This is a genomic window from Hymenobacter cheonanensis, assembly GCF_030581075.1.
Classification (GTDB): Bacteria; Bacteroidota; Bacteroidia; order Cytophagales; family Hymenobacteraceae; genus Hymenobacter.
Genome location: NZ_JAUQSW010000004.1, coordinates 265,655 through 279,136, shown reverse-complemented (window position 1 = coordinate 279,136; position 13,482 = coordinate 265,655). Strand labels below are relative to the sequence as shown.

The window sequence follows — 13,482 nt, the reverse complement described above, 5'->3', positions numbered from 1 at the left end:
CTAGCTGAAGTTGTAGGGATACCCGATTTCCTGCAAGTCGGCGGCGAGCATGGTCCAGTCGGTGGTTTCTTCATTGATGGCCAGCACCTTTTCCTTGGTCAGCGGCTCGTGGTGGTACACGGCCGCTACGGCCTCGGGCGTAAGCAGAGCGCGGTCCGTATCATCGAGGTAATATTCGTTGGCCCACTCGGCATAGGTAGCGGGCTGGTTATCAAAAATCTCCAGCAGCTCCTCCGAGCCATCGTCCTCGTTCTCCACCACGCCGTGCTGCCAGCCGTGGGCCGGCGTGTACCACAGGCAAAACGTGGTGCCGATGGAGGCCACCGGCTCGCCAAACATAAAGTCGTCGAAGGCCGCGGGCAGGCCGCGCGTCACCTGCCTGAGGTCGGGCTGGTCGTATTCGTGCAGAAAGCCGTTGATGACACAGCCTTCGGGCCGAAATAAAATCAGCATCTGGTCGCCCTCGCCGTCGCGCATTTCGAGCACCTGCTCCTGCTCACTCCACTCCGGGTTGTACGAGTAGTAGCGGTACTCCCAGTCGGGCGAATTAATGGCGTCGAGCGCGGCCAGCGCTTTGCCGAGGCGCTGCAAGTCGGCCGCTGCGGGCAGGTTGGGGTGCAAAGTTGAAATCATACTGGGCAAGAATACGGCGCCAACCGAGTGGCGGGCCCCGTACATACGCAAGCCGCTGGCCAGGGGCCAGCGGCTTGCATTGTTAAATTGACTAACGGGCCTAGCGGCGCAGCACGGGCAGGTCTTCGAGCTGGGCGTAGCTCAGCTTCCAGGTGCCATCGGCAGCGGGCTTCCACAGCAGCAAAAAGTTGCCCTGACCCACGCCGGCCGGCTGGCCGCTGGCCGGCAGCACATCCACCGAAAACGTACCGGCCTCGTAGGCCAGCTTGTCGGTGCTGGTGGCGCTCACCACGCTGGTGCGCAGGTTGCTGATGCTGCCTTGGGTGGCGCGCACCCATTTATCGCTCACCTCGGCCTTGCCGCTGAAGTGGGCATTGCCCTGCAAAAACTGCACATCGTCGGCGAGGTAGCTGAGGGTTTTTTCGAGGTCCTTGTTGTTCCAGGCAGTGAGAAACTGCCGGTCGAGGTCGGCGGCACTAGTGGCGCTAGCCGCCGCCGAGTCGGCTGATTTGCTGCACGCCGCCAGCAGCGGCAGGGCACCTAGCAACACAAGGCGGGCCAGGGAAGTACGCATGATAATCAGGTGTTTGAGAGAAAGAACGGAGAAAGAAACCAAAAGCCCAGGCCGGGCGGCCTGGGCTTTTGCGCAGCCGCTGGGTGCGGCGGCTACCAGCTACGCTGGCGATACGTGGTTCCCGCGTAGGGGTTAGAGGGGTCGGCCGGGGCGGGGTTGGGCAAGTAGGCCGAGGCCGTAGCCATAGCCGGGTAGCCCGGCATTACCGAGGCGGCCGTGAGGGCGGTGGCGCCGGCGGCAACCGCCGTAGTAGCCGAGGGCGTGTAGCCCCGCACCACTGTTTCGCGGGTAGTAACGGTGGTGGGGCGGCTAGCCAGGTAGGCGCGGCGGTTGGCCGCGGCGCGGTAAGCTTCCTGCCGCTCTACGGCCGCAATAGCGGCGGCCCGCTTTTTCTGGCGATTGTCGATGTGCTTACCCACAGCGTAGCCAGCGCCGGCACCGGCCAGGCCCCCGATGAGGCCGCCTACTTTGCGGTTGCGCTTATTGATAACGGCGCCCAAAATGGCCCCGCCACCAGCGCCGATAACGGCGCCTTTGGCCTGCGGGCTAAAGCGGCGCTGCGCCTGCACAGTGAACGTGCTACCCAGAATGGCCGCTAATAGGAAAAGACTGAAGAAAACGCGAAGATTTTTCATGGCGAAAGAAAGCTAAAATCAACTGGATGCCTGGCCAGTAAACAAGCACCGTGCCGTAACGACCAAGTACCGGCCTTAGTTACGCCCGGTGGGTGGGCTGGCCGGCAAGCTTTGGGCGTAAAAACCCGGGCAGCGGTGGTGGGTACCTACGGGCTTTCAGCGCGTTTTGGATGCGCTGGCCAGGCCGCCCCGGGCCTTTTGCCGGGCACAGCAACCAGCCCGCCGGCCCTGGCCTCCACAAAATTTCGGCTTTTTCACCCAAAATCGCTTCTTCTCATTGTCCAATTTCGTCGAGCGGCCGCCAGGGGCTGGCACATGGGCCTATCGTTTGGGCCTGACCGCTTATTCCGGGTTCAGCCAAAAATCATGTCGTACTGCATTTAAACTCATATTAATGGAAACTATTGCAGGAAGAAGGTGTAAATCAAGCTACTCATCGCATTCAATACTTCATTTAAAATTCATAAAGTGAAAGTTTGGCGATATAAAATGTTTCTCTATCTTGCGCCGCCTTCGGGCAATTTTACACTCTCTCTTTTTACCAAACCAACGTTCTATGTTCCACAAGTACCACGCAGTGGCCTGGCTTGCCATGTCCGCCGCAACCCTCCCTCACCTGGCTAGCGCGCAAGATGGCCGCGTTGCCAAGAAAGAACTTGGCCGCGACGGCCAGCCCACCCTCATCCAGTTTACGCCGGCCGGCCGCGCCGCCTCCCGCGCCGCCGATGGCGAGTTGGTATTGCGCCAGCAGCTGGCGCTAGGCACCAACGACCAGCTGAAGCCCGCCCGCACCGAAACTGACCAGCTCGGCTTCAGCCACCAGAAGTTCGAGCAGTTTTACAAAGGCGTGAAGGTGGAGCACGCCACGTACACGGCCCACTCGCGCGGCGGCCAGATTGAGACGCTGAGCGGCGACTTCGAAAAGATAGAAGTGGCCAACGTGACGCCCTCGCTGAGCGCCGACGCGGCCCTGGCCCGGGCGATGGCCTTTGTAGGCGCCAAAAAATACATGTGGCAGGATGCCCGCGAGGAAGCCGGCCTAAAGGTGATGGAAAGCGACCCCGCCGCCACCTACAAGCCGCAGGGCGAGCTGGTGCTGGTGCGCGACGCCCGCCAGAATGCCGAAACCGGCCCCCTGGTGCTGGCCTGGAAACTTAACGTGTATGCCGAGCAGCCGGTGAGCCGCGCCTACATCTACGTAGATGCCCACTCGGGCGAAATTGTGCTCAAGGATGACATCATCAAGCACAGCACGCGCAGCACCAAGGGCACCCATAATACTACGGCTACGGCCGCCACGGCCACTTTTGCCACCGCCTACAGCGGCAACCGCTCGCTGGCCGATGAAACTGCTACCGGCGGCTACCACCTGCGCGAGTACACCCGCGGCCTGGGCATCGAAACCTACAACTGCAAGAAGGGCAGCAGCTACACGTCGGCCACCGACTTCATTGATGCCGACAACAGCTGGACGGAGTACAACAACGCCAACTACGACAACGTGGCCGGCGATGCGCACTTCGGCGCGCAAAGCACCTATGATTATTGGAAGGGCGTTTTTGGGCGCAACAGCTACGACAACGCGGGCGCTAAAATCAAGAGCTACGTGCACTTCGACGACACGCCCGGCGACGGCGTGGGCTACGAAAATGCCTACTGGAACGGCTCGGTAATGACTTACGGCGACGGCGCCAGCACCTTCAAGCCCCTGACGGCCCTCGACGTGTGCGGCCACGAAATCGGCCACGCGGTGTGCGAAAAAACCGCCAACCTGACGTATTCCAACGAGTCGGGCGCCATGAACGAGGGCCTCTCCGACATCTGGGGGGCTAGCGTGGAGAAGTACACGGTGGATAAATATACCCTCACCGGCAAGTCGACCTACCTCATTGGCGAGGAAATCATGAAGGCCGGCGGCGCCCTGCGCTCGATGAGCAGCCCCGGCACTTACGGCCAGCCGGCTTACTACAAAGGCACCAACTGGTATACCGGCACCGCCGACAACGGCGGCGTGCACACCAACTCAGGCGTGCTCAACTACTGGTACTACCTCATCAGCGCCGGCAAAAGCGGCACCAACGAGAAGGGCGCAGCCTTCGCCGTGACGGGCATTGGCCTCACCGACGCTGCCAAAATCACTTTCCGCATGGAAAGCGTGTACATGACGGCCAGCTCGACCTACGCCAACGCCCGTACCTACTCCATTCAGGCGGCTACCGACCTGTTTGGCGCTACCTCGACCCAGACGCAGTCGGTAACCAACGCCTGGGCAGCCGTGGGCATCGGCGCGGCTTACAGCGGCGGCGGCACCACTACTCCGCCGGCTACCGTTACGTACTGCACCAGCAAGGGCAGCAGCGTGGCGTATGAGTACATTGACCTGGTGCAGCTTGGCAGCATCAACCGCAGCAGCGGCGCCGATGGTGGCTATTACGATGGCACGGCCCTGAGCACCAGCGTAGCGGCCGGCTCGAGCCAGACCATGACCCTGAGCGCTGGCTTCACCGGCTCGGCCTACACCGAGTACTGGGGCATTTACGTGGACTGGAACCAGAACGGGACCTTCGAGAGCGCCGAGCGCATGGACTATGGCTCGGTAGCCGCCACTGCCGGCAACGTCACCAGCACCTGGACGGTACCCACCACCGCCAAAAACGGCACAACCCGCCTGCGCGTGGTAATGAGCGACAACTCGGCCACCACCGCCTGCGGCAGCTACAGCTACGGCGAAACCGAGGACTACAGCATCAGCGTGACGGGCGGCACCATTGCGGCCCCGGCCGTAGCCTCGCTGGCCGGCCCGGCCACGGCCAGCCTCAGCGCCGATGCCGTGCTGAGCCTCTACCCCAACCCGGCGCTTACCACGCTCACGCTGTCGCTTAGCTCGAATGCCACCCTCACTAAGGTGGAAGTACTCGACGCCCGCGGCGCGGCCGTATCGGCCGCCCGCTACCAGGGCAATGGCCAGCTCGACGTGTCGGGCCTGGCCGGCGGCCTCTACCTGCTGCGCGCCAGCGACGGCCAGCACACCTTCGTGCAGCGCTTCGTGAAGCAATAAGCACGGCTAGCGTCTGTTTATCAACCAAAAAGCCCGGCCGATTGGCCGGGCTTTTTTGCGTATGCTGCCCTAGCCGGCCAGCTGCACAATTCCGTTATTGGGCCACACCGGCCAGCCAGGCTTCGGCTTCCTGAATGGTATCGAAGCGCTTGAACGTAAAATCGCTGGGCGCCGCGCTCACCACCGACTGGGTAGAGAGGCGGTGCAGGGGGTTGGCCCCCTCCACAATGGCGCAGTGCCGGGTGCGGGCCAGCGACTGCGCACGCGGTATCCAATTGGTAGTGAGCCACTGCTGGGCCTCAACCGGCAGGGGCGCCCGCTGCCCGTGCTCGGACAAAATGCGGTGGCTGCCCGTGCTGATGAGCAGGGCCAGCACCTGCTCGTAGTAGGCCTGAATAGCGGCGAGCGACAGGCGGCCGGGTGCCCAGGCCAGGCGCACGTAGCCGGCGGCATTATAATAGAGCCGGCCGGCGGCACTTTCGAAGTAGAGTTTTTCCAATGCGCGGGATGTCATATATACCCAGTGAGAATAAGCGAACCTACAAAGCTACAGTGCCCGCGTCGCGTCGCCCGCCCGGCCGGGCAATTGCGCCAGAAATTACCGGCCGGCCCATCCGGCCAGGCGGCGCGAGCGTGGGCCAGCAGGGGCCAGCGGGCAGAAACGCGAGCCGGGCCGGTTGGGCCCATCCCAACCTCAGCGGCGGGCGCTGCCTGCGGGCGGCCTTGCACCAGAGCAAGCGGCGCGGGCCGTGCCAGGGCCGCCAGTGGGCTAGCTCGATAGCAGAAGAGTAGGTGTGTCTTGGCCAGCCTATTCTACTGACCCGCCGTATACCAATTAGTTAGCTTTTCACCTACGCCCTTTTTTGTATGCGACATTCCTTTTCCGGCCGCGCCCTAGCGGCCCTTATGCTCGGCGGCCTGCTGCTGGGCAGCTGCGGCGGCAACGGCACCGACACTTCTACCAACACCCCTAGCAGCACCCTGGGCACCGACTCGGCGGCGAGCAAAGTAGGCGGCATGCCCGACTCGACGGGCTCGGGCGGCACAATGGGCGCCCCGGCCAGCGGCACCATGAACGGCAGCAGCCCCGGCACCTCCACCACGGGCGGCACCATGAGCGGCAGCCCCACGGGTACCACCGGCACCCCCACCACGGGCGGCACCGGCGCCAGCGGCACCACCAACGGCACCGGCGCCAACTAGCGCTCTGGCACTCAAGGCAGTAAGGAACGAGCCGGCCGGCTCGTTTTTTTGGCGCCCGGCTTTGGCGGCGCCCAGCCGGCTGCGCTGGGTGGGGCCGTGGCAGCGCCGGGCGTGCCCATGTAGCCAGAGCCGCCGCTGGCCCGGCGCCAAGGCCTACACCAGGAGCCTGCTGGCTTCTGATAAATGCGAGCAGCTAGCTACGTGGCTCGCCCCGGGGTTCACACTAGGCGCCTGCTAGCTTCTGGAGGCATTGCGAAGGCATTGCGCACCCAATTGAACTGCAAGGCAACTCCTTTATCTCTCGCTATAGGCAGGATAAAATCACTTAATACCCTGAATAACCAGCCAGTTAGCGCACTAAACTATTCAGCTTTTCTGCTTATTTTGCGGGTATGTATCCCGCTTATCCTACCACCGGCGACTTATCTACCGCCGCCTGGCTCAAGCAGTTTGCCAGCCGCCTGCCGGCCTATGCTGCTAAGTATCAGATTGCCGAGGCCGAGGCGGTGGCCCTGCAACGGGCTACCGCCTCTTTCCTGGCGGGCCTGGGCGAGCAGCTGCGCCGCGTCACGCAGGCCATTCGGCTGCTGGCGGGCACGCCTTATTGCTGGCCGCCCTCGGCGGTGCCGTGGCAGCCGGGTATGCGGGCGCTGCCCCGGCAGGCCCTGGCGCTGGGCCAGCGCATACTGAGCCACGCCGCCTACGACCCGGCCGATGGCTCGGCCCTGGGCCTCGAATGCTTGCCGGAGCAGCCGGACCGAGTAGCTGGGTTGGCTGGGCTAGCCCACGCGCCGGCTACTTTGTAATCACGAGTTCCACGCGGCGGTTGAGCTTGCGGGTTTCCTCGCGGTCGTTGCCAAACTTAGGGCGCGAGCCGCCGTAGCCGATGGTGGTGATGCGGCTTTCGGCCACGCCCCGGCCCACGAGGTAGCGCTTCACCTCGGCCACGCGCTGCTCGCTGAGTACCTGGTTTTTATCGGCCGGGCCCTGGTTGTCGGTGTGGCCTTCGAGGCGAATTTCCAGGCTCGGGTTTTCCTTCATCGAATTGGCCAGCGTGTTGAGCGTGGCGTAGGACGAGCCGATGAGCTTGGCCTGGCTCTGGGTGAAAATAATGGCCGGCAAATCGAGGCGCGAGCCCACGGTGGCAGGCGTGAGGCGCGGCTCGTAGCGGCGCGACTCGCCGGCCCGCACCGTAAGCGTATCGACGCGGGTGAGCAGGCCGGCCGTGGTCGTCAGGCGGTAGCGCCCGGGGGCTAGCGACATCTGAAAGCCCACTTGGTCGGCCCGCGCCGTGCTGCGGAAGTCGATGGGGCCGCCTATCATGAGGGCCTGCACCTCGGCGCCGCCTTCAAGCGGCTTGTTGGTGCGGGCATCAATTACCCGGCCCGTGAGCAGCGCCCGCGCCTGGCCCAGCGGGTTGGCCGCGGCCGCCGCAGCCGTGGCAATGGCTGCCGAATCGGGGGCGGGCGGCGGGCCGGCGGGCGTGCGGAACAGCTTTTTGGGGGCCGTGTCTTTGGGGCCGGTGCTGGCATAGTAGGCCGTGCCGTCGGGCCCGAGCGCAAAAAAGGCGTCGTAGCCCGGTCCGTTGAAGCGCGGGCCCAGGTTTTCGGGCTGGCTCCACTTGGTGTAGCTGTCGTCGAGGCGCTGGCTCACAAAAATATCGGCCGAGCCGTAGCCTTGGTGGCCGTAGGAGGCGAAGTACAGCGTTTTGCCATCGGCCGTGAGCCAGGGCGCAAACTCGTAGCCCGGCGAGTTGACCACCGCGCCCAGGCTCACGGGCGCCGAGTAGCCGCCGGCGCCATCGGGCCGGCTGATGTACAGGTCGTTGGCTCCCTGCGAGTCTTCGCGCTCCAGGCTCAGCAGCAGCACTTTCTCATCGGCCGACATAAAAAAGTTAGTCGCCGGGCTGCTCGAAGAATAATTGGCAATGCGCAGCGGCGTGGGCCGCCCGCCGCCCGCCAGCGCCACCCGCGACACGCCTTCGTCGCGGAAGCCAGCCGCCTCGTAGGTGCCGCGCAGCAGCAGCGCCGGGCTAGCGGCCGGGCCTACTACGGCCTGCACGGCATTGTTCTGGGGCGTGTTGAGGCCGGCGGGGGTGTCGAGGTGGGTGGGCGCCCCCCAAGTGCGGCCCTTATCAGTACTCTGGCTCAGCCAGATATCGCCGCTTTCGGCGGCGCCCTCCACGTTGCCGGCAAAACGCGTGCGGGTGAAGTACAGGCGCTCGCCATCGGGGGCCGGCACCGGCTGCAGCTCGCTGCCGGCCGGCGAGGCTAGCGCGGCCAGCGGCTCGGGCGCGGCAAAGTAGGGCGGCCCGCTGGCCAGCTTTAGCTGCAGCTGAAACAGGCGCCACTGCTGGCTGAGGCGCCCCACGCTGCGCGCCGCCACAATGGCCGTGTTGTTGAACTTGTCATTGACGGCCAGGGTGGCCACCCGGCCATCGAGCCGGTTTTCGAGCTGAAACGAGCCCACCTGGCCGGTGGGCACCAGCCGCCACTGCTGGCCCAGCCCCCCCGTGAAGGGCCGCTGCACCAGCGGCGTATTGGCCCCGCTGGGGGCTAGCGTGTTCACTTCCAGGGTCAGGCACTGGGTGCTGTGCCTGGCTTCGAGGCGGTAGTACTCGCCGCCCTCCCGAATGAGCACGAGGTGCCACTGCTGGCTGGGAGCGTGGGTAAACTCCCACTGCACGGCGGCCGCGCCGCTGGTGGTGGCGGCCCGCTGCACATCGAGGCAGCGCCCGCTGGCGCGGTTGATGATGCCGTAGAGCGCACGGTTGTCGGGCGCCAGGGGCGCTTGGGCACCGGCCGAAAGTGCCAGTAAACACAGGAAAAGTACTCGAAGCATAGGCGCAAAGGTCGGGCAGCCAGCCGAAACCCCGGCTAGCCCCCGGTTGCCTACGCAAAGCGGCGGCGGGCGGCGGGCCGGGCAGGCATATCCTGAGGTGGGCTTTCGCAGTATAGCTGCTCAAACGCTCAACCTTCCCCATCCCATGCGCAAAGGCACCAAAGTCAGCTGGAAATACGGCACCGGCACGGCCACCGGCAAAATAGAGTCGGTTCACAAAGAAGCCACGACCGTTAAAATCAAGGGCCACGACATTCACCGCAACGGCACGGCCGACGACCCGGCCCTCGTGATTGTGCAAGACAATGGCGATAAAGTTCTGAAGCTACAGAGCGAGGTGAAAGCCACTAAATGAGTAGCTTAGTACGGCCAACCGCTGCTGCGCCATGCTTCCTACCCTGCCCGGCTACTTCGCTGTACACTATCAGGCGCAGCCTGCTTTGCTGCAGGGCAAGATGCTGCGCCCATTATCGGCTACCGAGTTTACGGAAGTGAGTGAACTGCTGCTAGCTTGGGCCAAACACTACACTTGCCCCTTCTGGCTGCTCGATGGCCGCGTTGATAGCGTGCCTCAGCCGCTCGATATGTACGAGTGGCTGCGCGACGAATTTTTTCCGCGAGTACACCTGAGCCTGGGTCGTATTCCGTGCGTGGCTTTTCTGGCCCAGCCCGAGCTGTGGCTAGCCCTCAATGCCCGGGGCTATGCCCTCCCGGCGCCCATTATCCTGTCGGCCGCCTACCGGGCCAATTGGTTTACCGACGAAGCCGAGGCGCTGGCCTGGCTGGCGCAGTTTCGACCGGCCATCGGCACACCCTAGCCGGCCGAGCTAAGGAAAAGGCTCAAAAAAAGCCCCGCTAGTCAGCGGGGCTTTTTTTGAGTTTAGTGAAGCTACTAATATTCGCTACCCGGCGAGTTGGGCTTAATGAAAGCCTCTTCATCCATCTCGGTGGGCACTACTACAATGCCTTTTTGCAGCATCGAGTTGGCCTTGCCGTAGAGGAAGTACACGATAAAACCGAGCAGCATCCAGCCAAAGGCCACTTGCAGCGTAAACGAGTCGAGGCCCACAATCAGCAGCGTGCACACCAGAGCACCCATGATGGGCACCAGCGGGAAGCTAGGGGTGGAAAGCGGCGCGCGGAACGGGCGCGGCTGCTCGGGGTCCGACTTGCGCATAATCCACACGCCGATGCTTACCAGCACGAAGGCTAGCAGCGTGCCAAACGAGGTGAGGTCGCCGGCCAGCGAGCCGGGCACGAAGGCCGCGAACAAGCCCACGAACACCATCAGCATGAGGTTGGATTTGTAGGGCGTGTTGAACTTGGGGTGCAGCTCGGAGAAGGCTTTGGGCATCAGGCCATCCTTAGCCATCGAGAAAAATACGCGGCTCTGGCCCATCAGCATTACCAGAATAACCGAGGTGAAGCCCAGCAGGATACCTACCGTCACGGCCGTGGCCAGCCAGCCGTAGCCGGGCATGTGCGCCCGGATGGCGTAGGCCACGCTAGCCTCGCCGCCCAGGGCGGGGTCGGCAAATTCGCGCCAGTTGGCTACGCCCGTCAGCACGTGGCCGAAGAGGATGTAGAGCACCGTGCAAATGGCCAGCGAGCCCAGAATGCCAATGGGCATGTCGCGCTTGGGGTTTTTGGCCTCCTGCGCGGCCGTGCTCACGGCGTCGAAGCCGATGAAGGCGAAGAACACAATGCCCGCGCCGCCGATAATGCCCCCCAGGCCGTGCTTGAAAAAGCCTTCGTAAGTGCGTACCACTTCGCCGGCGCCGTTTTTCACCACGGCATCGGCCGGAATGAGGTAGGGCGTGTGGTTGGCCCCGTTGATGAACTGCCAGCCCACGGCGATGAACACCACCACGATAAGGGTTTTGAGGATGACGATAACGGCGTTGAACAGCGCCGACTCCTGGGTGCCTTTCACCAGCAACAAGCTCAGCATCACGATGATGAGCAATGCCGGCAGGTTGACCAGCCCGTGCTGGGTCACGCCGTTTACCACGGCGTGTTCGAAGGGCGAGTGGCTGAGATTATAAGGTATACTGGTGCCAAAAACTTCTAAGAGCTTGTTCAGGTATTCGCTCCAGGCGATGGACACGGTGGCCGCGCCCAGCGCGTATTCCATGATGAGCGCCCAGCCGATAATCCAGGCCACAAACTCGCCCATGGTGGTGTAGGCGTAGGTGTAGGCCGAGCCGGCAATCGGAATCATGGCCGCAAACTCGGCGTAGCACAGGCCCGCAAACACGCAGCCGAAGGCCGCCAGGATGAAGGCGAGCGTCACGCCCGGGCCCGAGGCCTGGGCCGCCGCGCTGGCCGTGCGCACAAACAGGCCCGCCCCAATAATGGCGCCCACGCCCAGCGCCACGAGGTTGCCGGCGCCCAGCGTGCGCTTGAGCGCGCCGTGGCCGGTAGAGTTGGCTTCGCCCAGGAGTTGGGCAAGCGGTTTTTTGGCAAAAATACTAGCCATGCAAAAGTGAGGAAAAGAACGAGTGGGGGGAGGTACTGGTAACGGTTTTTTCGCGTTGAGGTAATAGCTGGAGAATAGTCAGCCGGGCCGAAAATACGCTAAACTTTGCGACTAGCCTCCACGGGCCGTTTGGCCGCAACTTTGCAGCCCCCGCCGGGCTGGCCTGAGCCGGCTACCGGCAGCGGCCGGGCGCTCTTCATTGCTCCTTTATCTTAGGCCTTATTTCCAGCTTTATCTTTAATGGCTACCTATCTATCGGCTTTCGCTCTTTTACTTGCCCTGGCCAGCCCGGCCGCCGCCCAGCTGGCGCCGCCCACGCCCGCCGCCCAGGCGGCAGCCGCCAGCCAGGCCCAGCGCATGGCCCAGGAGCTAGGCCTCTCGCCCGACCAGCAAGCCCGCCTGCGGCAGGTACTCCTCCTCACCCGCCAGCACATGGATGCCGACCTCACGGCCCACCACGACGACCCCGGCGCCCTGCGCACGGCCATGGCCTTCGACCGCGCCAAGTCTGATGAACTGATTCGGGGCGTGCTCACGCCGGCGCAGTACGTGCGCTACCAGCAGTACAAGGCCGCTCGCATTGGCCAGCTGCACAGCACCAGCCAGGTGGGGCGCTAGGCCTTGCCCGCCGCCAGCTGGCAGGCTGCCAGCTGGCGGCGGTGCACCCGAAAGCGCCACAGGCCCACCGCCAGCACCACGCCGGCCACGGCCAGCGCCGTATACCCCAGCCGCCCGCCCCGCTCGGGGTGAAACTGCAAGAGCGCCAGCCCAAAGCCCACCAGCGCCAGGCTCGTGCGCACGTAGGTGAGCAGCGTGCGCTCGTTGGCCAGGCGGGTGCGTTGCAGGGCTAGCCGGTCGGGAAGGGAAAGCGGACTATTCGAGGCAGAAGGAAGCATGGGATAAAAACAGACGCGGAGGTACGGCTTGCTTTAACGCAAAGTGCCGGCCCCGCGCTAGCCAGCCCGCTACACCGCGTGCCGAATGACGAAGAGCGAAGCGCCGGCAATGACCAGCCACAGCACAATGCCCAGCACGTAGGGCTTGAGGCCCACTACCCGCAACACGCTGTTCGATAAGCCCGCCCCAATGAAGAACAGCGTGGCCGTGAGGCCCGTCTTGGCCAGGCTCACCATCAGCGGGCCCAGCGCCTTGGCGGCTGGCACGTAAGTGTTGAAAAGCATGGCCAGGATAAAGCCCAGAATGAAATACGGTACCGTGATTTTTACGCCTTCTTGCTTGAAAACCAAGGCCGTGCCCAGCGATACCGGGATAATCCACAAGGCCCGGGCGAGCTTCACGGTGGTGGCTATTTCGAGGGCCTGGTTGCCGTAGGCCGCCGCCGCGCCCACCACCGAGCTGGTATCGTGGATGGCGATGGCGCACCACAGCCCAAACTGCTGCTGGCTCAGGTGCAGCGCGTGGCCGATGGGTGGGAACGCAAACAGTGCCAGCGCATTGAGCACGAACACCGTGCCCAGCGCCACCGACATCTCTTCGTCTTTGGCCCGTAGCACCGGCCCGATGGCCGCGATGGCCGAGCCCCCACAAATGGCAGTGCCGCACGAAATAAGGTGCACCACGCGCCGCCCCAGCCCCAGCCACCGGCCCACCACAAAGCCCAGCAGCAGCGTACCGAAGATAGAAACCACCGTAAATACAATGCCCTGCCGGCCAGCCTGCACCGCCGCGTGGGCATTCATACCAAAGCCCAGGCCGATAACCGAAAACTGAAGTAGCTTGGAAGTCAGCATTTTGGTTCGCGCCACAAAGGGATTGCCCACCGTTTGGGCCAGGGCTAGCCCGAGCGCCAGCGCCAGCGGCGGCGAGGCCCAGGGCGTGAGGCAAAACACCAGCAGCAGCCCAAACACCACCTGGCGCAGCGATACCGGCCGGCCCAGCACCAGATGCGGGGTATGAAAGTGGCGAAAAAAACCGGTGGCCGGGGTGGCAGCCGAGGGCGAATTTTCGAGCAGAGCAGGCATGGGACGTGCTAATTAGGTCCCCAAAATTACGCAATCTACTCTCGCTATGGTAATTACAAATACTTATTGTACATAAC

At 63.7% G+C, this 13,482-nt stretch carries 14 protein-coding genes; 6 read left to right on the top strand and 8 right to left on the bottom strand.

Annotated features, from left to right (window positions below):
- From Q5H89_RS09995 to Q5H89_RS09985, 3 genes are all read right to left on the bottom strand, one after another.
- Window positions 1–633 (bottom strand): hypothetical protein, encoded by a 633-nt coding sequence (locus tag Q5H89_RS09995; protein ID WP_305019163.1) that lies wholly within the window; start codon window positions 631–633, stop codon window positions 1–3.
- Window positions 634–733: 100 nt separating this feature from the next.
- A complete protein-coding gene (locus Q5H89_RS09990; protein ID WP_305019162.1) occupies window positions 734–1,207 on the bottom strand; it encodes a YybH family protein in 474 nt (157 codons plus the stop codon).
- Window positions 1,208–1,299: 92 nt separating this feature from the next.
- Window positions 1,300–1,842, bottom strand: a complete 543-nt coding sequence (locus Q5H89_RS09985; protein WP_305019161.1) for a YMGG-like glycine zipper-containing protein — start codon at window positions 1,840–1,842, stop codon at window positions 1,300–1,302.
- 592 nt (window positions 1,843–2,434) lie between these two features.
- Between Q5H89_RS09985 and Q5H89_RS09980 the strand changes: the two genes are divergently transcribed.
- Window positions 2,435–4,900, top strand: a complete 2,466-nt coding sequence (locus Q5H89_RS09980) for a M4 family metallopeptidase (protein WP_305019160.1) — start codon at window positions 2,435–2,437, stop codon at window positions 4,898–4,900.
- Between the two features lie 94 nt (window positions 4,901–4,994).
- On the opposite strand, the gene Q5H89_RS09975 is transcribed toward Q5H89_RS09980, so the two are convergent.
- A complete protein-coding gene (locus tag Q5H89_RS09975; RefSeq protein WP_305019159.1) occupies window positions 4,995–5,414 on the bottom strand; it encodes a hypothetical protein in 420 nt (139 codons plus the stop codon).
- A 353-nt stretch (window positions 5,415–5,767) separates the two neighbouring features.
- Here Q5H89_RS09975 and Q5H89_RS09970 point away from each other — a divergent pair, with 353 nt between their 5' ends.
- Window positions 5,768–6,103, top strand: a complete 336-nt coding sequence (locus Q5H89_RS09970) for a hypothetical protein (RefSeq protein WP_305019158.1) — start codon at window positions 5,768–5,770, stop codon at window positions 6,101–6,103.
- A gap of 392 nt (window positions 6,104–6,495) precedes the next feature.
- Window positions 6,496–6,909 (top strand): hypothetical protein, encoded by a 414-nt coding sequence (locus Q5H89_RS09965; protein WP_305019157.1) that lies wholly within the window; start codon window positions 6,496–6,498, stop codon window positions 6,907–6,909.
- Here the strand turns inward: Q5H89_RS09965 and Q5H89_RS09960 are convergent.
- Window positions 6,899–8,944: an RICIN domain-containing protein gene (locus tag Q5H89_RS09960; RefSeq protein WP_305019156.1), complete on the bottom strand. Its 2,046-nt coding sequence runs from the start codon at window positions 8,942–8,944 to the stop codon at window positions 6,899–6,901. The genes Q5H89_RS09965 and Q5H89_RS09960 overlap by 11 nt on opposite strands.
- 145 nt (window positions 8,945–9,089) lie before the next feature.
- Here Q5H89_RS09960 and Q5H89_RS09955 point away from each other — a divergent pair, with 145 nt between their 5' ends.
- Together Q5H89_RS09955 and Q5H89_RS09950 are read left to right on the top strand one after the other, a co-directional pair.
- The gene (locus tag Q5H89_RS09955; RefSeq protein ID WP_305019155.1) at window positions 9,090–9,299 is read left to right on the top strand and encodes a hypervirulence associated TUDOR domain-containing protein; all 210 of its coding nucleotides are present in this window, start codon (window positions 9,090–9,092) and stop codon (window positions 9,297–9,299) included.
- Between the two features lie 31 nt (window positions 9,300–9,330).
- Window positions 9,331–9,762 carry a hypothetical protein gene (locus Q5H89_RS09950; RefSeq protein ID WP_305019154.1) on the top strand — a complete coding sequence of 144 codons (432 nt, stop codon included), beginning with the start codon at window positions 9,331–9,333 and terminating at the stop codon, window positions 9,760–9,762.
- A 74-nt stretch (window positions 9,763–9,836) separates the two neighbouring features.
- On the opposite strand, the gene Q5H89_RS09945 is transcribed toward Q5H89_RS09950, so the two are convergent.
- Entirely contained in the window at window positions 9,837–11,423 is a 1,587-nt protein-coding gene (locus tag Q5H89_RS09945) for an amino acid permease (RefSeq protein ID WP_305019153.1), read from the bottom strand.
- Between the two features lie 240 nt (window positions 11,424–11,663).
- Between Q5H89_RS09945 and Q5H89_RS09940 the strand changes: the two genes are divergently transcribed.
- Complete coding sequence (locus tag Q5H89_RS09940; RefSeq protein WP_305019152.1) at window positions 11,664–12,041, top strand: hypothetical protein; 378 nt, start codon at window positions 11,664–11,666, stop codon at window positions 12,039–12,041.
- On the opposite strand, the gene Q5H89_RS09935 is transcribed toward Q5H89_RS09940, so the two are convergent.
- Window positions 12,038–12,319 (bottom strand): YidH family protein, encoded by a 282-nt coding sequence (locus Q5H89_RS09935; RefSeq protein ID WP_305019151.1) that lies wholly within the window; start codon window positions 12,317–12,319, stop codon window positions 12,038–12,040. The genes Q5H89_RS09940 and Q5H89_RS09935 overlap by 4 nt on opposite strands.
- A gap of 69 nt (window positions 12,320–12,388) precedes the next feature.
- Window positions 12,389–13,405 carry a YeiH family protein gene (locus tag Q5H89_RS09930; protein ID WP_305019150.1) on the bottom strand — a complete coding sequence of 339 codons (1,017 nt, stop codon included), beginning with the start codon at window positions 13,403–13,405 and terminating at the stop codon, window positions 12,389–12,391.
- Window positions 13,406–13,482: the final 77 nt, after the last annotated feature.